The sequence below is a fragment of the Bradyrhizobium sp. WSM471 genome (assembly GCF_000244915.1).
Taxonomy (GTDB): Bacteria; Pseudomonadota; Alphaproteobacteria; order Rhizobiales; family Xanthobacteraceae; genus Bradyrhizobium.
The window spans coordinates 804,972-827,409 of sequence record NZ_CM001442.1 but is presented as its reverse complement, the minus strand read 5'-3'; the positions used below and the strand labels follow the sequence as shown (position 1 = coordinate 827,409).

The 22,438-nt window shown below is 59.4% G+C and carries 10 protein-coding genes and 1 pseudogene; 7 read left to right on the top strand and 4 right to left on the bottom strand.

Going from position 1 to position 22,438, the window contains the following annotated elements; genetic code table 11:
• Window positions 1-13 precede the first annotated feature (13 nt).
• From BRA471DRAFT_RS03885 to BRA471DRAFT_RS03870, 4 genes are all read right to left on the bottom strand, one after another.
• Window positions 14-1,096: a trans-acting enoyl reductase family protein gene (locus BRA471DRAFT_RS03885; RefSeq protein WP_007604789.1), complete on the bottom strand. Its 1,083-nt coding sequence runs from the start codon at window positions 1,094-1,096 to the stop codon at window positions 14-16.
• 51 nt (window positions 1,097-1,147) lie between these two features.
• Entirely contained in the window at window positions 1,148-2,122 is a 975-nt protein-coding gene (locus BRA471DRAFT_RS03880) for a polyprenyl synthetase family protein (RefSeq protein ID WP_198287856.1), read from the bottom strand.
• A 76-nt stretch (window positions 2,123-2,198) separates the two neighbouring features.
• Complete coding sequence (locus BRA471DRAFT_RS03875; RefSeq protein ID WP_007604787.1) at window positions 2,199-3,008, bottom strand: hypothetical protein; 810 nt, start codon at window positions 3,006-3,008, stop codon at window positions 2,199-2,201.
• A gap of 51 nt (window positions 3,009-3,059) precedes the next feature.
• Window positions 3,060-5,234, bottom strand: a complete 2,175-nt coding sequence (locus tag BRA471DRAFT_RS03870; protein ID WP_007604786.1) for an NAD(P)-binding protein — start codon at window positions 5,232-5,234, stop codon at window positions 3,060-3,062.
• Between the two features lie 208 nt (window positions 5,235-5,442).
• Here BRA471DRAFT_RS03870 and BRA471DRAFT_RS03865 point away from each other — a divergent pair, with 208 nt between their 5' ends.
• The 7 genes and pseudogenes from BRA471DRAFT_RS03865 (at window position 5,443) to BRA471DRAFT_RS03835 (ending at window position 22,252) form a co-directional block, all read left to right on the top strand.
• Window positions 5,443-8,670 (top strand): AAA family ATPase, encoded by a 3,228-nt coding sequence (locus BRA471DRAFT_RS03865; protein ID WP_007604785.1) that lies wholly within the window; start codon window positions 5,443-5,445, stop codon window positions 8,668-8,670.
• A gap of 798 nt (window positions 8,671-9,468) precedes the next feature.
• A complete protein-coding gene (locus BRA471DRAFT_RS03860; protein WP_007604783.1) occupies window positions 9,469-11,430 on the top strand; it encodes a diguanylate cyclase domain-containing protein in 1,962 nt (653 codons plus the stop codon).
• A gap of 997 nt (window positions 11,431-12,427) precedes the next feature.
• Window positions 12,428-15,181 (top strand): S8 family serine peptidase, encoded by a 2,754-nt coding sequence (locus tag BRA471DRAFT_RS03855; RefSeq protein WP_007604779.1) that lies wholly within the window; start codon window positions 12,428-12,430, stop codon window positions 15,179-15,181.
• Window positions 15,182-16,167: 986 nt separating this feature from the next.
• Window positions 16,168-17,670 carry an adenylate/guanylate cyclase domain-containing protein gene (locus BRA471DRAFT_RS03850; RefSeq protein WP_007604775.1) on the top strand — a complete coding sequence of 501 codons (1,503 nt, stop codon included), beginning with the start codon at window positions 16,168-16,170 and terminating at the stop codon, window positions 17,668-17,670.
• A gap of 344 nt (window positions 17,671-18,014) precedes the next feature.
• Window positions 18,015-19,505 (top strand): annotated as a pseudogene (gene istA / locus BRA471DRAFT_RS03845) (IS21 family transposase); the annotation flags it as partial.
• 8 nt (window positions 19,506-19,513) lie between these two features.
• The gene (istB, locus tag BRA471DRAFT_RS03840) at window positions 19,514-20,377 is read left to right on the top strand and encodes an IS21-like element helper ATPase IstB (RefSeq protein ID WP_007604773.1); all 864 of its coding nucleotides are present in this window, start codon (window positions 19,514-19,516) and stop codon (window positions 20,375-20,377) included.
• Window positions 20,378-21,685: 1,308 nt separating this feature from the next.
• On the top strand, window positions 21,686-22,252 hold the full coding sequence (locus BRA471DRAFT_RS03835; protein ID WP_007604772.1) for a hypothetical protein: 567 nt from the start codon (window positions 21,686-21,688) through the stop codon (window positions 22,250-22,252).
• Window positions 22,253-22,438 lie beyond the last annotated feature (186 nt).

The following is a 22,438-nucleotide window of genomic DNA, read 5'->3' as shown; positions in this document are numbered from 1 at the left end:
CGGCCAATTCACATCATGGGACGCTCCAAGCGGACAATGAATCGGCGAGTTCCTCCCGCCGGGTGCCTTTGAATTCGAGAACGAGATCAGCTCCATAAACCCCGGCCGGTGTCTGGAAGCCGGGACGGAAATCGCCGCCCGCCACCCGCGTGGCGATTTCGGTGGCTGCTTCGGCGGTGAAGCTGTAGCCATCAGGTGTCTCGAGCCGCGCGCAACTGCGTTGCCGCCAGCTATCCTCCACCTCCGCGACGATGACACATCTCTCCATCTGGCGCCGCTGCGCGGAGGGGCCGTCGGGCAAGGTGCGAACGACGGCATCGAGCCAACGCTCGACCGGGGGAAGGCGCAACGCATCGGCGACGCCCGCGCCCAGCTGGTAAAACGCGCGTGAGGCAAGGTTGGCTTCGAAGTACGCCTCGATGTTACGAATGCCAGTCGAGTAATACGCCGTGAAGACATCCGCCCAATTCACGGCAACGCTCTCGCGCCCGCCGTCACCATAGTCGAACACCCGCTGCAAGCGGCCAACCGGCACGAAGATCAATCGCCCGTTTCGTCGGATCGTCACCTGCGAATTGCTCAACCCAAGCGCCGAGCGAATAGAGCCGCGCGAAAAGGAATCCGGCCGCAACACCGCCATCCGCAGGTACTTCGCATTCGGGATTCGGCCGGCCACATGCAGCGCGAGACAATCGGACGCCACAATGCCCAGCCCGACGCCCGGCATGATCATGATCCCGCGCTCCCGGGCCGCGTCGTCATAACGAGCGGCACTCTGGAAGATCGGAAGCTCCCCGGTGATGTCGAGATAGTGGGTCCGTGTGCGTAAGCACGCCTCGATCAGGGGCGGCGCTGTTCGCGCGAACGGACTTGCGGCATTGATCAGGACGTCGATATCGCCAAGCGCGTCGTCGATAGCCTGGGGCTCGTCGAGTGTGACGACGCGACCAGACAAAGCCAACTCCGCCGCCAGCGCCAGCACGCGATGCTCCGTCCGACCGGCGATAACGGTCGCACGCCGCAAATTTCGGGCGTACTCGGCGATCAATCGGCCCGTGTAGCCCGTTCCCCCATAAATCAAGATTCGACCACGCATGGACTGCCCCTCGATCGTCGATGCACAAGCCCGTCCTTGAAGGCTGCGCATTCAGCGCAAGAATATCCATGTCGCAAGACCTTGCAGGAACGCCTTGTCCCGCGACTGCGGAAGCTTGCCGTAGATCAAGTCGAATTGGTGCAAGGCGGCGCCGGCCAGCGCGTGGGCGAAACGGCGCGCATATCCTACCGAGTCGCATGCCGCCATCAGCGTCAGCAGCCAGCCTACATCCTGCTCACTGCGTTTCTCGCGCGGCCGCTGGAACAGCTTCGTCATTCTGGCGCGCTCGACCGTCGAGCCATGACGGTAGGCGTGAACCAGCAGGAGACTCCGCTTGCCCTCCAGCAAATCTCCGTTCAATTCCTTCCCGTAACGATCGTCGGGTGACAAATTCAGCAGATCATCCTGGATCTGGAAGGCCGCGCCGAGAAAAAAGCCAAATCGGATAAACGGTTCGAGGTCGAGCGTCCCCCGGCTCCCGATCAGCGCCCCAATCCGGGACGGATGGATCGTCGCGAGCCAGCAGGTCTTCTTCAAGACCATCTTCAGATAGTCGGCATCATCCAGCTCAAGCACATTCTCCCTTATCCAGCCGAGCTCGATCGCTTGGCCTTCCAGCGAATGCCAGGAGACGGCCTCCATTTCGCGCAGGATGCGGAGACCGAGGCCGCTGCCGAACAGGCCCATATTGTCGAGCAGCGGACGAAGGCTCAGGAGAAACAGTGCATCGCCGGCGTTGATCGCAAGCGGCACGCCATGAAGCATGTGAAGGGTGGGCGCGCCGCGGCGCAATTCGCTACCGTCCTGGATGTCGTCGTGAACCAACATGGCATTGTGCAGCAGCTCTATGGCCACGGCCGAACGCACCGCAACCGCGGGGCTGACGCCGAAAGCGCGAGCCGTCGCGATGCAGATGGAAGGTCGCATCATCTTGCCGGCCCGCTGAGGATAATCGGCGAGCAATTCGTACAGATACCGCTTCGGATAGCCGCTTGGCAGGTAACCGAGCAACGCCTCCCGCGTCATCGAACCGTATTCCTCGAGCGTATCGGCGACAAGCGAGGACATTGTCGCGCCAGGAGGCGATCGGGGCTTGCGGGCCCTATCGGCCGATAGTGACACTTACTGTCCCTCCAGGTTCGTTGGTGTAGCTGTCGACGACGACGCCGGCATAGACGGCCTGATGCTGGCCGGCCTGCCCTCTGACCGACAGCACGAGTTTACCCTTGTCGTTGCGCGTGAATTCCACGGTCGCAAGACTGTATTTCGGATCGCGCCCCTGAAGTTCGTGCAGGAACGGTACAAAGCGTAATGAAGGCGGCCGCAGATCGAGAGTCACGCTTTTGACTCCGGTCCCGGTCACCACAATGTCCAGAGGCACTGGTTCGATCGTTGGGTCGTTGGGCGTGATGCTGCTGGTCGTCGCAGCTCCGCCGGATGTGCCGGTTACGGTTTTCGTTCTGGATGGATTCGACGACCCTGGCGGAGGCCGGCCGCCGCCTGGTGGGGGCGACGGCTCTTTCCCGATCGACCGCAGGACAATTGACAGCAACTCGAGCCAGGTGGCTCCAACGTCCTTGGTTGTCGTCACCAGGCCATCGACGAGTGCGGTGACGTCCTTGTTCAGCCGCTCGGAGCCGGAGATGCCATCCCGCAGCCGCTCCGCAGCAGTTTGACCCGCGCGTATCTGATCCTCGATGACGGTCGAACTCAACTCGACGATGTCGGCGATCGCTTTCTGAAGCGTCTCCGAGACCTGGCTCTTCGGACCGGACTGCTTGTTGCCACCATTGCCGTTTCCCGATCCCGAGTGGTTCCGGATATGATCGGTTGGGCTCCGGTTCGGAGTACCGCGCTCCGGATCGCTGCGTCGAAGCCGCTCTGGTTTTCTGCTTTTGCTTTTTGTCGCCATGACGTCCCCTCCGGGCATTGCATGGTTCAGTTAAATTGCATGGTTCAGCTATTAAGGATGATCGTAACCGATAATGTCCTCGAGTGCCGGGCAGTGTGAAAGCGCGTGAGCGGCCAGCCTGCCCGACATAACGGCGGACTCCACACACCCAAGGTTGAGGCTGCAGTCTGTCCAATCGCCGGCAATCGTGAGGTTGTCGTACGTATTGTCAAGTGGTGAAATGCGGTACTCGAGCCGGCTGGGAAGGGAGAGAGAGTAGCGATCGGATGGATTGACGTTGGCGGTCCAGAACTGCGTGTCAAAGAGCGCGCTCGTCGCGGTACGTTTTGCTTTCCCCGCCGCTTCCGGATCGACCAAAAATTCCCAATAAAATCCGCCGGATGGGTGCTCCGCCGCCGGCCACAAGTGCTGAATGTCCCGGTTGAGAAACCCGATGGCGTTAAGACGAACCTCCTCGCGCCGCCGAGAAGGATAATCGATGTCGAACGCGCCGGGCTCGCGCGGCGGGTCCGCAAGCACGTTGCAGAAGTAGGCCACCGTCCGGGGCGGGTTACCGTGCCAAGCCTCGGCCGGGACCAGGTGCCCCATGTCGGCCCATGTATCGAACGGCTTGACGAAGCTGGTGAGCGTCACCGGCGGTAATTCCCAGCCCAGCTCCTGCAGGTCGGCGTTGAGCCAGATCTGAAACGCCTGCGTGGCAACGGTTTTGACGCGCTCAACCATCGCTCGCCAGCGCGAATTGGAAGCAATAATTTCGCTGCAGACGTGCGGCAAGGCGCCGATGCCCACGCCGAGCACGACGAAGTCGAAATCGCGCGTCACTCGAAGCTCGAGCGTCGCCGTCCTGCGCTGATCCCAGTGCGATTCGAAGTCCCGCTTTTCGCGCCGGAATCGCGCTCCGCCTTTCAATTGACGATAGTCGGGCTCGGAAGGCCAGCACTGCATCCCGCGAACAGTGACAAGCGGCTTATACTCGCGTCCCTCGAGGGTTTCCGCCTGCACATCGAACTCGAGTGCATCGACATACTGCTTCTCTCCGGGCGCGAGCTCTTTACGATCCGCAAGTCTGACATTGCGAAGCCGATGAAAGAATTTGAAAGCTACGCCGCGTCGGCGCAATACTTCGTAAAATGGCGCGAAAACGACATCGCCCATACCCGCGCGCATTTTCCATAAGGGTGAGCCGCGGTAGCAGAACAAGAGGCGCAGCGTTCCGCGGAGCGCCGTGCCGGCCGCTATCGACGGCCGCTCTGGATCGCCGTCCTCGTAGGCGAGCGTCAGATCGTAAAGGATGCGCGTAAACGGCGAATTGATCGCGCGCTCGGACGCGCCGTTGTGCCGGAGCCATTGCCGATGGTCGAAATGATTGATGGCATCTAGTCCATTCGGATCGGTAAGCAGCCGAAAACGGATTGCCCCGACTAGATTCGCGAGGATGAGATCGACAATCTCCCACTGGTAGCGGATGCGATCGTCAGTTGCGACGAGCCGCTCGAACTGTTCACGGATGGCGGCGGCAATTGCCTCGACCAGCTTGAGGATTGCGTTTTCCCGGATCACCGAGATCGACTTGATCGCCGCTTCGACCAGGGCAAGCGCTTCGACGACGACTGCGGCCGACGCCAGCACGCCGGAACGTAACAGGCGCGCCACTCTCGCACCAATAAGGTCTGAATCCCCGCCTATTTCATCATACAGCTGATCTGGATCCGCCGCCTTGCTGCTTGCCGGGTGGAAGGTGTCGAGGCCCAACAGGAGTGTGCGCAGCAGCGCAACGGTGCGTCCGAAGTAGTGCTGGAGTGCGAAGGGATTGATCATGTCCAGAGGGTCGCCGGGTAGTCCCGGCGCCGGTGGAAAATGGCTCGCCCAGTTGATCCATCCGCCGCTCGCCGAGTTACCCGCCACGGCGATGTATGGCTCCGGCATGAAGAGTTCGTCCCAATTTTTCCCCGGCTTCTTCGAGCCAGCATTGCGTTCTTCGTAGCACTGCCGCAGCAACTGGAATGCGTTGTCGTAGAAGCCAAGCCAGACGTGAAGTCCGTGCTCTTCGATACGCCCTGCCGGTCCTCGGCCGGAGGAGCCCTTGCCGCCGAGGCGCCAGCCCATCTGATATATCGTGACTTCGTACAATCCCTTGTGCTGCGGCCGGGTCAGTTCGAACGCTGCCGCGACGGAGGCGCAGCCGCCGCCGACGATGACGATCTTTATAGGTTTTCGGGTACCCAATCGCCGCCTTCCTATGTTCGCGGGGAGCTGCCCGCATCCGTTGCCAAGGCCTTCCGGCATATTCAATTCTACACGTACGTGTGGTATTGAAAAGACCCTCCCACTCGCCTTGCGGGAGGCAGGCGGATCTTGGTCCAGGGCGATCTGGCGCCAGGTCCTGACGGACGTGATATAAAGGATGAGATCTTATCCTACAGGAGCGGGTCCGATGGGCGGTCGTCCGAGGGTTGCGTTGCTGCAAGCGGGGCAGGAAGGCGAGCACCGCCAAATAACCGTCCTGATGACCGATCTCGTCGGCTTCACGCCGTTTGTCGAACGATCGGGCGAAGAGGCCGCGTTTGCATTGGTAAGTCACGTTTCCCAACTGACGACGGCAGCTGTGCATCGCCATCGCGGCAGCGTGAAGAACTTCACTGGCGATGGTATTCTGGCTCTGTTCGGTACCCCGACGGCTCTTGAGGATGGACCGCTACGGGCGTGCCGTGCAGCGCTCGAGATACAGGCCCGGCTCATCGACGCCAGCGACAAAATGGAGGTCGAGCTCGGCATCCGTCCGCAGCTTCGGATCAGCATTACGACAGGGCCCGTCGTGCTCGGCGCAGTCGACAGCGGCGAAAGCACGGGCGTCACTGCTCACGGCGACATCGTCAATTTCGCGGCACGCCTACAGACCGAAGCCGAGCCAGGCACAGTGTTGATCAGCGAGGCTATGCTCCGGCAGGTAGAGGGGATGGTCGAGGCACGGCTTGCTGGTGAATTTCGCTTCAAAGGTAAGAGTGGACCGCAGCGAGCCTATCAGCTTGTGGCGGTGCGCGATCATGCGACGCGGTTCGATGCTGCGGTGGCCCGCGGGCTCACCTCCTATGTCGGAAGAAGCCATGAGCTTGCCGTTCTGCAGGCCCAGCTAGAAAGCGTGAGCTCCATTCGTGTCGTTGACATTGTCGGCGATGCCGGTATCGGAAAGTCGCGCCTGCTGCATGAGTTTGCATCGAAGCGCGGCGCTGATCAACTAACGATACTGCGCGGTAATTGTTCTGCCGATGGGCAGGGCACCCCCTTCCTCCCGTTCATCGAAATAGTGCGGCAATGGTTTGCGTTAAGCGCCGGCGAACCGGATACCATCATCCTGCTCAAGCTCGAGGATGGCTTGAAGCGGATAGGCCTTTGGTCTTCGTTCAACCGCGAACTTCTGCTCAATCTGCTCGGTCTGCAAACCGATGAAGGCGCGCTGTCCGAACTGGACGGCACGCTGATAGGGGCACGTACCAGAGACCTCCTGCTGCGACTGATCGCAGAGCAAAGCAGACAATCTAGGCACGTGCTGTTGCTCGAAGACTTGCACTGGATCGATAGCGCTTCGGAAGATTTATTGTTGCGTATCATCGAGGGGGGAGCGGCACTGCCTCTCATGATCCTGCATACACGCCGACCGGAGTATCATCCAACCTGGGCCGTGTGCCCCGGTATCATCGAACTGCGGCTTGCTCCTTTGTCATCGGCTGAAACATTGCGCATTGCGCAGCATCGATTCGGTGTCGACGAGCTTCCAACATTGCTCGGGAATTTGATTGTCGATAAGGCCGAAGGCAATGCGCTCTTCGTGGAGGAGATCGCGAGGTATCTGATCGAACGCGATGTGGTGCACCACACTCCGACGGGATTGATATGCGATGCCGGTATGGCCGCCGCGGCGCTGCCGGCAAGCGTCCAACTGCTGTTGACGGCACGCGTAGACCGTTTGCCGCCGGAAGATAGAAGGCTCCTGCAGATCGCCTCGATCATCGGGCGGCGGTTCGACCTCGATCTGCTTGCCCAGGTCGGCGCAGGTACAGGCGATATCGAACGCAGGTTGATGTCGATGACAGACCTCGACCTCGTTCATCGCAGCGGCGGCTCCAGGGATTTCGAGTTCAACCACATACTCGTTCGCGATGCAATTTATGACGGGATGTTGGGTTCCCAGCGCTCCGAGCTTCACCTACGGACAGCGGATGCGATCGAACTTCGCGGTGCGGGCCGCATCAGCGAAGTAGCTGAAGCGCTCGCGTACCACTATTCCCAGTCGACGCGGCACGATCGGGCGTTTCGGTACTGTGCGTTGGCGGGACGAAAGTGTCTGGACATCTATTCGCTGGAAGAAGCCGAACGGTATTTTCACAAGGCCTTGAGCCTAATCGAGGCTGCGCCTCAATGCGCAGATGACCGAGCCATGGCCACCGTTGCGGTAAGCCTGCTAGAGGTGCTTTATCTCAGGGGCGACTTACTCGGATTGCGCGAAGCTGCAGAATCATGGCTACCGAGGCTGGAAGCACTGGGCGACAGCTCGCAGCTCGTGTCTGCGCTCTACTTCCAATGCATGCTGCTCAATCATCATTGCAACTTTGTGGCAGCTGAAGTGCGCGCAAAATTGGCGCTGTCCATTGCTCAACGTCTCGATGACACCCGTGCGCAAGCTTATGCGCGGTCGGCGCTGCTATTCTGTTCGACCATCCTCGGCCGTTATACGCTTGAGGAGGCCGAGGCCGAAGGAAGCCGGGTACTCGAAGCCTGCATTCGAGCCGGCGACAACTATATTCTCAATTGGGCCTACTGGTCGATTGCCTGGGATTATATCTGTCGTGGCCTGACAAACAACGCGCGCATTTGGGCTCTCAAGTTAATCGACGCAGGCCGCGTGCGCCAGGACGATCGTGCGCTTGGCATGGCGTACTGGACGCTGGCCTGGATCGACATTCAGGACCACCACTTTGCGGATGCCATAGCAGACGCGCAACAATGCCGTAAGACCGCCGCAACGCCGTACGATCGCAACGCCGGAGAGATGGCCATCGCCACTGGATTGCTGCTAGAGGGAAAGATTGCGGAAGGATTGGCGCAATTGCTAGCTTTGAAGAAATGGGCAGTAGACAATGGGTGGTTGTACTCAGCAGGGGGCGTCGATTTCGCGGCCGGCCCCGCCCTTGCAGCCACCGGCCGTATTGCCGAAGGAATTCGGATGCTGAAGGCGGGAATTGCCGCTTGCGATGCGAGCGGCTGTCGTGCCATGGCATCGTGGAACCGACTCTCCCTGGCGGAGCTGTATTTGCGCATGCTTTCAGCGGACAAGGCGCCATCGCTGAAATTCGTTCTGTCGAATTTACGTCCTATCGTTTGGGTGTCAATGTACGGCAATCAGCAGGCGCAGCAACTGCTCAACGAAGTGCTGCAGAACGACCAGCTCCACAAGCTGAGCACGTCACGGGGTTGGATTGAAATCAATCTGGCGCGGCTGTGCCTTTTAAAGGGTTCGAGTGATCAGGCACTCCTCCACCTGGAGGCGGCTCGCGCCGCCGCGACAGCTCAGGGCTCGACGCCGATGTTGAACGAAATCCTTTGCATTGAAAGGACGCTGTCCTCCCCCGCACCTGTGCCAGTTCAAAAACAGTCGCCTTCCTGACCTGAAAGCGCGATGCAAGCAGTCGATCTTGACCATAGATGAGACCGCCGCTTGCTATCACACAGCATTTCGCACGACCTCGCTGTTTGCGCTGGTCTCGTCGGAGCCGGTTGAGATAGTGAAGAAGAGACCAAACGGGATGTGCGCGGGTGATGTTATCGTCGTCTCGGCTTTTCAACCGCCAACTATCCCGTCTCGGCGATATCGCTGTGATAGGTCAACCGATCGGGGATCGTTGTCATCATGAAGCCGCGAAACACGCTCGGCCATCCGCAGAAAGCGAGATCGGTCATAGCGATGGAGCGGCGCTAAGGCGTTCCAAGAATAGCTTGGATCCTCTTAGAAACGCCGTGGGCCCAGAGGCGGACTCGGCCCGCCCTCATGTAACCGAAGCAATTTCAAAGACTTAGCGACTCTCCTCCATCTCTATTTGTACCACCGCTCTGTGCTCGCGTCCACGGCCTCCCACACGGTGTCAGGAGAAGATCACGGGAGGGCATTGCCGGCTCGATCTATAGGGATCTGCACCCATCATCGGCCAAAAATTGGTTCGCAATGTAGTTTTCATTCCAGCGGCACCTCAGGGAGAGAGCAAGACAAGAACAGGCTCTGGCCGCTCCCCGCGTGGCCGATCTACGCGGCTGGCTTGCGGTGGCGTACCCGGGCGGCCGGCGGAGCCCGCGGTGCTTATTGCCACAGTCACTGCCGGATTCCGCTCGGGTTCTCAATGGGCTGTTAGCCAAACGCCTGCATTTGCCTCAACGCAGCCCCCGCTTGTTAGCGGCTTTGAAGCTAAAAATGATGATCGTCATCTTGAATGCACCCTTAGCAGGTGACTCCGTCGTGGCATCACTAAATCAGGCGATACATCGCAAGCCTCAACTGGTCGTCGGCGCCTTCCTGGCCGTCATGATGGCGTGCGTCCTTGGCCTCGTCTCGTGGAAGGCCTCAGTGGCCCGTCAAGCCACCCTGGCCCGGGCTCAGGAGGATTTAGGCAATCTGGCCCGTTCGCTAGCTCGGCACGCAACCACTACCCTCAAGGCCCCTGATGTGGCTATGACCAGGTTGGCGGACTTGCTGAAGTACCAGGACCCACTGCCTGAGCGGCTCAATGCCCATCTGGTCGCCACGACCCATTCGCTGCCTCAGATTCGCGAGATTGGCGTTTTGCAGGCCGAGGGCAACTGGCGATACTCGTCTTTCGAGCGTCTACCAGACCATAACAACTCTGATCGGGCGTACTTCGCGCACCATCGAGACAATCCCAGCCCCAAGATGCTCGTGAGCGGACCGATCGTCTCCAGGACTAGCGGGCAACCATCCATCATCCTGTCGAAGCGGATCAGCACTCCAACCGGGGACTTCGCAGGTGTCGTGGTCGCGGCGATCGACTGCGACTACTTCAGCAACTTCTATTCGTCCTTTGGCGTCGGCGCTCAAGGCGGCATCAGCCTCCTGTCCACCGACGGAACAATGTTCGCTCGCTGGCCGGTAGTGGAAAGCGGCCGAAAGCTCGCCGACACCTCTCTGTTCCAGAAGCGCATAAGCGAAAGCCCTAGCGGGTCCTACAAAATCACGTCGCCGTTCGATGGTCTGGTCAAATACATCGCCTACGAGTTGGACCCCGAATACGCCGTGGTAGCCACGGTAGCGCGATCAGAGAATGAGGTATTGGCAAACTGGCGGACCGATCTAATCTCGGATGCGGTCGTAGCGGTCCTGCTGGTCGCAATCATCGTCGCCATGGCGGCGCTGTTGAGGAGCCAATTCACCTTCAGGACTGGACTCGAACGGTCGCTGCGGGAGCGGGAGGCGCGTCTGCGTTTGTTGGCGGACAACATCGCCGACATCGTGATCGTGATGGACCGAAGGGGATACCTCCGCTACGTGTCACCTTCTGTGGTGGCTGTGCTCGGGATGACCGAGAATGATTTCCTCGGTAGGTCGTGTCTCGACGTGGTCCATGACGACGATCGCGATAAGGTCACGGCTGCGAGCCGAGAATTGAAGCACGCGAACGCCTCCAGCTCTGTCCGGTTCCGTATTCGACGGGGAGATGGGGCGATCGCCTGGTTGGAGGCGCACTTCAAGCTGGCCGAGCAGTCCATCGGCGGCGAGCTGGAGATCGTCGGAACTCTTCGCGACATCACGAAGCAGAAGCGCCTCAAGGACGAGCTGTCATCAGCCAACCTTAGACTGGCGCAGCTCGCGACGACAGACGGTCTGACGCGGCTCGCGAATCGGCGCAGCTTCGATGCCTTCTTGCGGGAGGCCTACGCCAAACATGACATGCTATCGGTTCTCCTGATGGACATTGACCAGTTCAAGGGCTTCAACGACGCGCTGGGCCACCAGGCCGGGGACGGTTGCCTCCAGCGCATCGCCGAGGTGATCGGAAGCGCCACCGCAAATACGGGAGGATTGTCGGCGCGGTACGGCGGCGAGGAGTTCGCCGTGGTCCTGCCCGGCGTGAACGAGGAAAGGGCGGTGAAGGTGGCCGACGCGATTCGGATGCTGGTCGCTCGTTTGCAGATCTACCATCCGCGCTCGCCGCGAAAGTACGTAACGATAAGCGTGGGCGTCGCCGAAAAGCGGGATGCGACCACGGATGAGTTGGCGCTCACCCGTGACGCCGACATAGCTTTGTACCGCGCGAAGGAACAGGGCCGGGACTGCTCGGTCGCAAGCTCCTCGCTCGTATCCTCGCGCCTGGAGATGCCGTCGCTGGTGCCCTCACTGCCTGATCTGGAGGGTGCGTGATGAGAGCACCGGTCTAGCGAGGGACACGGCAGTTGCGTTCGACCGGGCTATTCCGGCGAGCATGATGGCGATCGACGGAACATGGCAGCGCGCTTGCACCTTGAAAGATATATCTGATGTGGGAGCCAAACCTCCTCATCGATGGCTCGGTGGAAGGCTTGCCGTGAAGGAGTTCTTCTGTGTTTCGGCGGGGGGGCTCGACCTTGATCGGCGTGGGGTCCGATCAATCAGATTCTACACAATCAGTGACTTAAAGGGGTTCCGAACGCGCCGATGGGAGTCACTTTTCGGTCAGCATTCACATCATAACGTTCAGAGTGAAGGAAATGGGTGAGCGGGTCGCAGTTTCCGGCGTCTAAAAAGCGTCGGTATCGGGCAGCCAAGCTCAGGGCTGCAGCCCAGCTCGCGCGCAATCCGCTTCAGCCCTCATCCGCACGCTCTCAGGCGCAACATCTCCGCCACGTCATTTGGTGTCTTCATTACCTGCCCCCATGGATCACTCCACGGCGAGCCTCTAGTGATTCGTTCCTTGTTCATTTGCTCTCTCCTTGGCTATCCAAGGAGGGGGCAATTCCTCATGGCGCCGAGGCGGCAGTTTTCCATGGCGCGCGACAGCGAGGGCTGCAACGCGCGTCAACGACGGCTTCAATGCGCGTTTGCTCTGACGGCTGGCTGGGCTCACTCACTCGCCTGCAACCCTGCCTCGCTCTGCACGTTCGCGTATGCGTGGTTATGGAACGATGGGCTGATCGGGTTCACGAGCCTGTCTGTTTTGAATCGAACTAGCAATCTTGTGAACTAAATCACTGCATAATCTTCCGTCGTACTGTTAGGGTTCATTTATTGATTTGCTAGGATGCTCAACGCAAAAGATTGAGCGCGACCGCGTCGTATGTTGACGCGAAGCAAATTTGATTGTGCCGGCTTGTGCGCCATTGCGACGATTCAGAAATCGGATCAAAGTCGCCTTGTAAGAATGTTCATTTGGAGGAAGCCAATGAACGAAACCTTCTTACCCAAGCGTTTGGCCTATTGCTGCCGTTCAGCGCGGTTGAAAACATTCGTTGCGACCTTATTGGTTGCTGCGCCCGTCGCGCTTGCGTCCGCGCAGTCCGTTGCTCCCGCGGAAGGCGCGTCTAGCGGCCAGAATAGCGCTATGCGCATCAATCGGGACGGCGAGGGTGACCCCATTTCGCTCGAAGCCGTTCAGGACGGGGTCAGAAACTTCGAATTGCGCCAGGCGGGCGTTGGGCGACCTAGTGCCACCAGCGCGGATGACACCAAACGTCGCGACTTCGGACCGAGCAAGTCTGATGTGGCGGATCGGTTGGTTTTCCCTGTCGATCGCAAGCCGCCGCGCGATGCACTTCCGCATCGGGGCGCCGAGGCGACAACAGTCCAAACGGAGGCGCCCAACAGGCCGCTGTCTGCGCCAAAGGATCGCCCAAAGCCTCCGGCCGATTATCCTTCGCGCGGCGCGTCGGATGTCCGATCATTTGAGGCCTATCAGCTTGGGTTCTCGGGAGGGACGATGACACCGGCCTCCGGGGTCGACCCGCGCATACGGTCGGATTTAGCGGCAGGGGAGCGGACGGAGACCTATGCCTTTCTGCTGATGGAATCGCTGCCGGACGCGGCCACGGAGCGCACGCTGATGAGCGAGTTCGGGGTCGCATCGCTCGGGCTGCATGGGACAGCACTCAAGGTCCGCGTCCCCCTGCAAGCGCAGGCGTTGGAGGGCATTGCCAAAATGCCCGGGTTTAGATCATTGTCTTACCCCTCACCCGACCAAAAATTAGCGCCGGAGCTGAAATCTGCCATCGAGCGTCTCGGCTCCGAGGTGGTTCGATTTCCAATTATTATCAGCCTGTTCGAAACTGATCCCAAAACTTCGTTCGCCGAACGGGTCCAAGCTACGGGTGCGGAGGTCGGTCGCTACGACCCGGTGTTGCGGAGCTATGAGGCTCTCGCAACACCCGAACAGATCCGCATTCTTTCCGGTTTGGATTTCATCCTGTTCATCGAAATCGAGCGCCGGAGCGGCGGTGGACACGATCAGAGCATGGCTACGAATGGAGTCGATTACATCCGTGCGTCCGGCTTCCTGGGTGCGGGAACTGTATTGGGCTTACTCGACACCGGCGCCATGTTGGGAAGTGCGGCCGCAACCATGCACCAAGACCTCAACAAGAACGGTTGCGGGATTAATTTCACGAGCGACGCCGCGGGCGTTTGGAATGATCAGAATGGCCACGGCACTCACGTTCTCGCGACCATCTCCGGAACTGGCACCGCGAAAGCGCGGTTCCGCGGCGTCGCAACTGCGGTCGGCTCGCGTGAGCGCATCCGGGTTGGAAAGATCTGGAAATCGACCAACACCGGACAAAACTCTTGGCTTCGGGACGCGATCGACTACATGGCGGACGCAACCAGCTGCGACGCGCCGCGGCCCTCGGTCGTTAATCTCAGCGGTGGGGCGAGCGGATCGGGACAGACTGGGACCGACTCCGAATCGCGCAAGCTCGATGCCCGCGTCTGGGAATCCCGCCAAGCCTACATCGTGTGCTCCGGCAATAACGGCCCGGGCGCGCAATCGATCTGGTCTCCCGGTGTGGCCAAGAATGCGCTTACAGTTGGAAACGTGCAGGACGCGGGATCAAGCCTAGTTGGCGAACTGTCCGGCAGCAGCAGCCGCGGCCCGACGGGCGATAATCGGATGAAGCCAGACCTCGTCGCAACGGGCGCTGTCGTGACCTCCGCGCAGGCGGGAACGACGGATGGTTATACGGATAAGAGCGGATGCAGCATGGCAGCGCCACATGTCAGTGGCATCGCGGCGACGTTGCTGGAGCACTATCCTGATTTCAGAGATCGACCGCACTTGCTGCGTGCCCATCTCATGGCTTCCGCTACGCTGCATTCGGACGAGGTTAGTCCCGCGAACAACACTGGTGGCGGTCGCAATGATTTTGGACTGGGACGCGTCTCCGACTATCAGTCGCATTGGGCGCGGCTCGACCCCAACGGCTGGAGCGGCCACTGGGCCTGGATGACGATCACAGACAAGTCTTGGGGCTTTTTCGACATCGACGTGCCAAGAGGAACCAAGCGCGTTGTCGCCGTACTTACCTGGGACGAGCCCGAGGCGAGCGCAGGAGCGTCACAGGCGGTGACATACGATGTTGACCTGTGGGCCGATCCCGGCGCCAGTTGCACGCCGGACGCAGTTGGACAATGTGGTGGCTGGGCCTCGCAGTCTAATATCGACAACGTCGAATATCTCATCATCGACAATCCACCTCCTGGCGTTCTCCGGCTCAAAGCAATCAACTGGAGAGCTCCCTCATTTGGCTTGCCGGTGGCAATCGCGGCTAAAATCATTCGCGGCGATCCAACGCCTGCGATTTCGATGACGGCTACGCCGAGCACAACGTCTCCCGCGATCGGCTCGACCTTCACAATCAAGACAACCATTTTCAACCCGAGTTACGAGGCATATGGAGTTCAGGTGTCAGCGGCGGCGGGGTCTACCGGTTTAAGCCTGCTCGGGGTCTCGACCACCCGCGAGGATGGGGTGGCGATGGATTTTCCAAATGCGGCCAGCCTCACACTTGGCACTGTAACGGAGGCCGATACGCGCTCCGCCATCTGGAAATTCAGTGCCACCTCGCGAGGTCCGCAGACCGTCCGCTTCAGCGGCCGCTCCAACAACGGCGGCACTGTCTTCAAGAGCGTGACCGTTACACCTTGAGCACCCCGGGCGGACCGTATCCTAGTTTGACCAAGGTCGCCTTAGACATCCTAGTTCAGAGTACACGGTCGGCCGAATCGCCGAATCGCGAATGTATCGCTATTGAGAACGCGCGAGGGTTCGAGACGATAGGCACGCAATAGCGAACCTCCGGGATCAGCAGCTTCGGACCGGAGACCGACCTTCGGCAGAGATTGGTCGGACCGGTCGGTTAACGGACTAGTAACGGCTTCTTGCCAGCCTGCAACCATTGCAGATCGTCGCCGCGGCTAGTTTAGAAAACATATCGTCTCTCTCAGTTCATACCTGCTCGGTTGGCAGTCTCATCAAGGGACAAGTCCGCTATGTGCAAGGGAATTCTGATTTCGATTAATGCGCTATTCCTTTTGCTGATTTGCGATCAGTTCTGGTCGAACGGCCGCTATACGGATGTTGCTATCGTGATGGCGAAAGACATCAGTCGCTCTTTCGGCGTCTGATGCAGCCAGTTTCCGCGAGTTCGAAATGACTGACGCAGGTGCTCTTGACGCATGAACCAGAGAGAATGCCCGGATTGCTGGTCAAAGAAGATGTTATCTGGATTGGCGGGTTGATTGCGGAGCACTTGGAATGCCTCGCCGGTGAGGCACGCTTTTACGTTGCTCCGCGACCTCCACATGCCATAATCTTCATCCGACAATAGACCATGCGAGAATCAACAAGCGCTTGCCATGGGTCAACAGCGCCTGCCGTCATTGCCGACCACCTACTTGCAGTCGCGGCAGATCCCCCCTGCTGGCTCTCATGGACATGATGGACGAGACCAGACATTGCCTATTCGACCAAGGCGTCGCATTGCCGACTGATACAGGCCAATAGAGCTGACTTTTCTTATCCGGCTCGGTTCGACTAAAACCAGTTGAACACAAAGGGACCGCGTCGATTGTCGCGTGGCTAGTCGGCCGACTAACCAGTATTGCCGGCATGGAGCGAGGTAGCATACTGATATGAACGGGTCATCCCCAGTCAACGAAGGCCTCCTGAATCAGCGCCTCATAGAGCTCGGGTCGATAGCGAGTTGGGCGCCGCAGACCCTCTCGAATCTCGAAGGTTTTATTCGCGCCTCCGGCGACTATGATCTCTTTCGAGTCAATCCTATCCAGTACGCGACTGCCAACGGCCTACGTGACGCCGAAGGAATCGAGCTGTTCGTGTACGCCGCTAAGGTTGGGTTATTCGAGATGCAGTGGCTGCTCATCTGCGCCTACTGCCCGCAGGTCGCCGGCACTTTTCGTGAGCTAGACCAGGTTCATCCACGTTTCCAATGCGAATTCTGCAACGCCCTCAATGAGGCGGCGCTTGACGACTACATCCAAGTCACCTTTACCGTCTCGAGTTCGATTCGCGACATCCTATATCGTCATCCGGACATGCTGTCCGTCCAGGACTACTATCTCCGTTACAACTTCTCCAAGGACTTCAAGCCCCCGCACGGAATGACACACGAGCAACTGATTGCGGCACTCTCGCGGGGATTCGCCGATATCGAGGCGGGTCAGCGGTTGATATTTGAATTCGCCGTAACTGCCGGTCGTTTCGAGGTGCTCGATCTTAGCCATAAACTTCTTCTGGTTTTCTTCGCGAACGGTGAACCGGCGGAACGCCAGGAAACGCTTGTCCAACTCGAATCGGGCCGGTTCGTTACGGATCGACCCACTAAACCGAGAGATATGATTCTTGGCGACGGACGCTTTGCGTTTCGACAGACGGCCGATCTTAGCCCAGGCAAACACATCATCCACATTGAGAACCGCACCAAGGATCGTGGCCGCTTCTGGTTTCTCCAATACCCTTTCCAGTTCCAGCCCCATCTGGTCGAATATGAGCCTTTTCTTTCCGGTAAGCGATTGTTGCTGACGCCCTGCTTCGGCGAACTGTACAAGACCCAGCTGGTGGACGAGCGCGAAAGCCTGGCCGTCTCCGACGTCACCTATCTGTTTACTGATCTAAAGGATTCGACGCCGTTGTACGAAAACATCGGCGACGTGAACGCTTATTTTCTCGTTCGTCAGCACTTCGACATCTTGAATAAGATCATCAAGATTCGATCTGGCACTATCGTGAAGACGATCGGTGATGCAGTCATGGCTGCCTTCGGGCGTCCCCAGGACGCGGTTCTTGCATCCGTCGAGATGATCGAAGAGCTGTCGCGTTTCAATCGGACCGCTTCGCAGCCGCTCGGCCTCAAAATCGGCGTGCACAGAGGCAGGGCCATAGCCGTAAGGCTCAATGACCGGATCGACTACTTCGGACAGGACGTGAATATTGCCGCCCGTGTGCAAGGTCTAGCCGGCGTCAACGAAATCTGCCTGACAGAAACGGTGATGGAGGCCCCTGGAGTGAGTGACATCGTCAAAGGATGCTCGGCATCGCGCGACTACCAAAATTTGAAGGGCATCGGCCAAAAAATGGAAATACATCGTATCAAAATTCATCCGGCGCAGAGATAGAGGACCGCGCGCGTCCGCGCAACGCAGACCGATTGTCGGCTGCGGTTTAAGCGCCAATTTCGCGCCACTGCGCGTATATTCCGGGCGAACGAGGCCAGCAGGCATCGCTGTGTCTGCATTCCCAAGCAGCGCCATTGTTCGGAGATCCAACCTGGAGTGACTAGGTTCAAGCCAGGGTGCACACGCAAGCAGCGCAACGTTCGCATTTGTACGACATCGAAGCCATACTTTGTCATTCGGCCTGCAATATTGACCCCCTAAGCCGGGGGATCGGCGTCCAAAATTGACCCCCTACAGGTTGGTCTGTTGCGCTGCCTGCTTCGTAACAAAGCAGGTGGTGGGGGATGCTGATCGTGGAGACGATTGCCCGGATCCGGCGCGAGCACTTCATCAAGGGCAAGACGATCAAGGAGATCGCCCGTGACCTGAAGGTGTCGCGGAACACGGTTCGGAAGGTGCTGAGGTCGGGAGAGACCTCCTTCGAGTACGAACGGCAGGTGCAGCCGCGGCCAAAGCTCGGACAATGGGCAGTCGAACTTGACGGGCTGCTTGCGTCGAACGTGACTAAATCCGCTCGTGAACAGTTGACGCTGATCCGGATCTTCGAAGAGTTGCGCGGCCGCGGCTATGACGGCGGTTACGATGCGGTGCGGCGTTACGCCAGGCGCTGGAGCAAAGAACGCGGGCAACCGACCGCAGCCGCTTATGTTCCGCTGAGCTTTGCCCCAGGCGAAGCCTACCAGTTCGACTGGAGCCACGAGGTGGTCTTGCTGAGCGGCACCACGGTGATGGTGAAGGCCGCCCATGTCCGGCTCTGTCACAGCCGCATGCTGTTCGTGCGAGCCTATCCGCGGGAGACGCAGGAGATGGTGTTCGATGCCCACGACCGGGCGTTCGCCCTGTTCAAAGGCACCTGCACTCGCGGCATCTACGACAACATGAAGACCGCGGTAGAGACGATTTTCGTCGGTAAAGGGCGTCTCTACAATCGCCGCTTCTTGCAGATGTGCAGCCACTATCTGGTCGATCCGGTCGCCTGCACGCCAGCGTCGGGCTGGGAGAAGGGGCAGGTCGAGAACCAGGTTGGGCTGGTCAGGGAACGCTTCTTCACGCCGCGGCTGCGGTTCAAAAACCTCGACGAGTTAAACGCCTGGCTGCTCGACAAATGCATCGCCTACGCCAAGGCTCATCGCCATCCGGAGTTGGTTGATCAGACGATCTGGGACGTGTTCGAAGCCGAACGCCCCAAGCTCGTTCCCTATGCCGGCCGCTTCGACGGCTTCCATGCCGTGACGGCGTCGGTCTCGAGGACCTGCCTGGTGCGCTTCGACAACAACAAGTACTCGGTCGCAGCCAGCGCAGTCGGACGACCGGTCGAGGTTCAAGCCTATGCCGATCGCATCGTGATCCGTCAGGATGGACGCATCGTTGCCGAGCACCCGCGATCCTTTAGTCGCGGCGATACCGTCTACGACCCCTGGCATTATGTGCCGGTGCTCGTCCGCAAACCCGGCGCCTTGCGCAACGGTGCTCCCTTCAAGGACTGGGTGCTGCCGGCCGCGATCGAGCGGATCCGGCGCAAGCTTGCCAGCACCGACGATGGCAATCGGCAGATGGTCGATATCCTCAACGCGGTGCTGACTGACGGTCTCCCCGCGGTGGAAGCGGCCTGTGCCGAAGCGCTCAGTCACAGCGTCCATTCCGCAGATGTCGTTCTCAATATCCTGGCCCGTCAACGTGAACTCGCCCCACCGGCCAACATCATGACGCCGGCCGCACTGACGCTCCGTCATGCACCGATCGCCGATTGTGCCCGCTACGACAACCTCCGGAGGACCATCTGATGGAACGAACCCAAATCTTCGACCTCATGGGCGAACTCAAGCTCTATGGCATGAAGGCGGCCTTCGACGAGATCATGGCGACCGCTGTCAAACGCCAGCACGAACCTCAGCGCATTGTCGGCGACCTGCTCAACGCCGAGATCAATGAGAAGCAAGCCAGGTCGATCAAATACCAGCTCACCATTGCCAAGCTGCCACTTGCCAAGGACATCGCGGACTTCCAGTTCGATGGCACGCCAATCAATCAGACTCTCGTCAATGACCTAGCCGGCGGCGGCTTCATCGCCCAGCAACGCAACGTCGTACTGGTTGGCGGCACCGGCACAGGCAAAACCCACCTGGCCATTGCCATCGCCAGAAGCTGCATCCGATCCGGTGCTCGCGGCCGCTTCTTCAACGTAGTCGACCTCGTCAATCGCCTCGAGACCGAGACCCGCAACGGACGGCAAGGACGGCTCGCCGAGCATCTGACCCGGATGGACTTCATCGTGCTGGACGAACTCGGCTATTTGCCCTTCGCCCAGTCGGGTGGCCAGCTTCTGTTCCACCTCGTCAGCCGGCTCTATGAGCGCGCCTCCGTCATCGTGACGACAAATCTCGCCTTCGGCGAATGGCCGAGTGTGTTCGGCGACGCCAAGATGACCACCGCGCTGCTCGACCGGTTGACCCATCACTGTGACATCGTCGAGACCGGCAACGACAGCTGGCGGTTCAAAAGCCGAGACGACGATCACGCCACCCGCGCTCGTCTCGCCTCCGCTATCCCGGCCAGCTCCGACGAGACGAGCGCTACCAGCAAACAACGCCGCACAAAGGGGTCAAAATTGGACGCCGATGAGGGGTCAAAGTTGCAAGCCGATTGACAATACTTTGCATGTGCGCGCAGGTGAAGCCGACCTCTGCGTCTTGGAGAGAGCTAATCCTCTCAAGCGCTGAAGGCTCGGCTCCCTCTCCCTCTCCCTCTCCCTCTCCCTCTCCCTCTCTCTCTCTCTCTCTCGGGCAAATGGCGTCGCTTCTGCGTCGCAACATCTCCGATAACCACGTTACCGTTTTTAATCTACCTTTACCGATCTACTAAGAATTCCGGCCTCAAGATCGTCTCGAATGGGAGACGACCCATGCCGTTGATTAAATATTTCGGGTTGTCGGCAGCGCCCTTGTCCTTTGGCTGATCGGATTGGGGTGGTGTTTGCCGCAGCAAGTGATGGAACCTACCGGTGGCTCGACCGAAAGGCCCGCCATAAGGATAGCCTCGGCCGAACGGGTGCCCGAGCGGGTCGTTATCGACACAAGTTTGCCGACGATCGTCTCGCCGCCGAGCGTACTGGAGTTTGCTGAACGATGGCCACAAACAGCTGTTGCAGCTGTCGTGCCTCCTCCCAAGATAGCAACTGCGACGCCGGTTGGGGACGTACCGACAAAGCCGACTCTCTCAAACCGAGAGCGTTCGAAAAAGCTTGCTGTTCATCAATCAAATACGAATATCAAATCCTCAAGGAACGACAAAGCAACAACCTCACCTGCAGTCGCTGAATTGTCTCTGTTGGACAGCTTGAAGGAAGGGTTGGGACAAGCCCTGGTGGCGAGCCTCGGAACCGTGACAACCAACGCTTCGAAGTCCCGGCTCGAAAAACGGCGATGATGCTACTGCCCAACATCGTCGTTGGGGGCTGACCGCGATTGTACCTACAGAAATTCGGAACCCGACAGATGAGGCACCTGAAGGGGAGCAAGTGCTCCTCGAGGGAGATACTGCACCAGCACGAGGCTGCCTTGTCCAGCCTGCGAGCGCTCCGGTCCTGGCGATCTGTCGGAGGGTTCATCGTCGAACTGAAGCGCAACGATTAACGACGGCTGATGAAGGCCTTTGATGATCCCGGCCCGGTCAACTAAGTGGCTGGGGGAACGATGAAAGCGAGATGCGGCGCCATGCATAATGTTTTCCTTGGCATCACCTTCGCCGGAGCCCTGGTGCTCGTCTTGGCCTCTCTTATCGCACTTCAGAGGATAATCGAGTGATCGTCGCCTGACGATCCGTTGCACTGCTTGCGAGGAACTTTGGCTTGTCGCGGTTTCTTCCAAGTGTTGTGAGCCATCTCTCACAAGATTGCGTCGAGTCTGGCGTATGTTTGGCGTGTAGGTCGCCTTCCGCAAACATCGTGGAGATCGAAATGGCCAAAAATCCAACGGGCTCTGCAAGTGACCGTCTTCCGCATCCATTCAGCGAATTGCTCGCCGCCACCACCGTACCGCCGCAAGCCGAGTTCCTCGTGCACAGCGTAAAGGTCGTTTGCGGCAGACAAACCGAGACGAACTGCTGCTGTACCGCAGGCGCCCGGCCCGGCGTGTACGCGACCGAGGTCAACATTCAAAATATCACCGGTCAGCCGGCGCAGGTCGCGAAATTTTTCGTACCCTTGATCAACGCGGGCGCCGTTATTGGACGCGAGCCCAAATTCGCCGATCCAGCTAAAATCTCTCAACACACCGGCGAGCTCATCACCCTTCCACCGCTGGCGGCGACGATGGACGATTGCTGCCACATCGCGGAATTGCTGCTCGGCGGTCCGCCAAGCGGAGAGTCGGCGCTCACAATCGGCTATCTCACGATCGGGAGCTTCTTCGAATTGGCTGTCTCTGCGGTCTATACAGCGACCCCCCTGAGCGGAGACGGCATCAGCATTGATGTCGAGTACATTCTGCCGCGGCGGCTGGGACGTGGCCCGGGTCAAGGCTGAACCGCCCGACAGAACAAAGGTCATTGCGAGGTGTTGGCCGCTTTGCGCACGCTGGGCGGTCTTCCTTGCCGAGGAAATCCACCTGCAGCGGAAATTGGGCCTACCTCCCGATAGGTCCGCGTCGCGCGCAAGCATTCAGCTTCGTTTGAAGAAGATCCGAGCTGCTGCGCGAGCAAGAACGGGGAT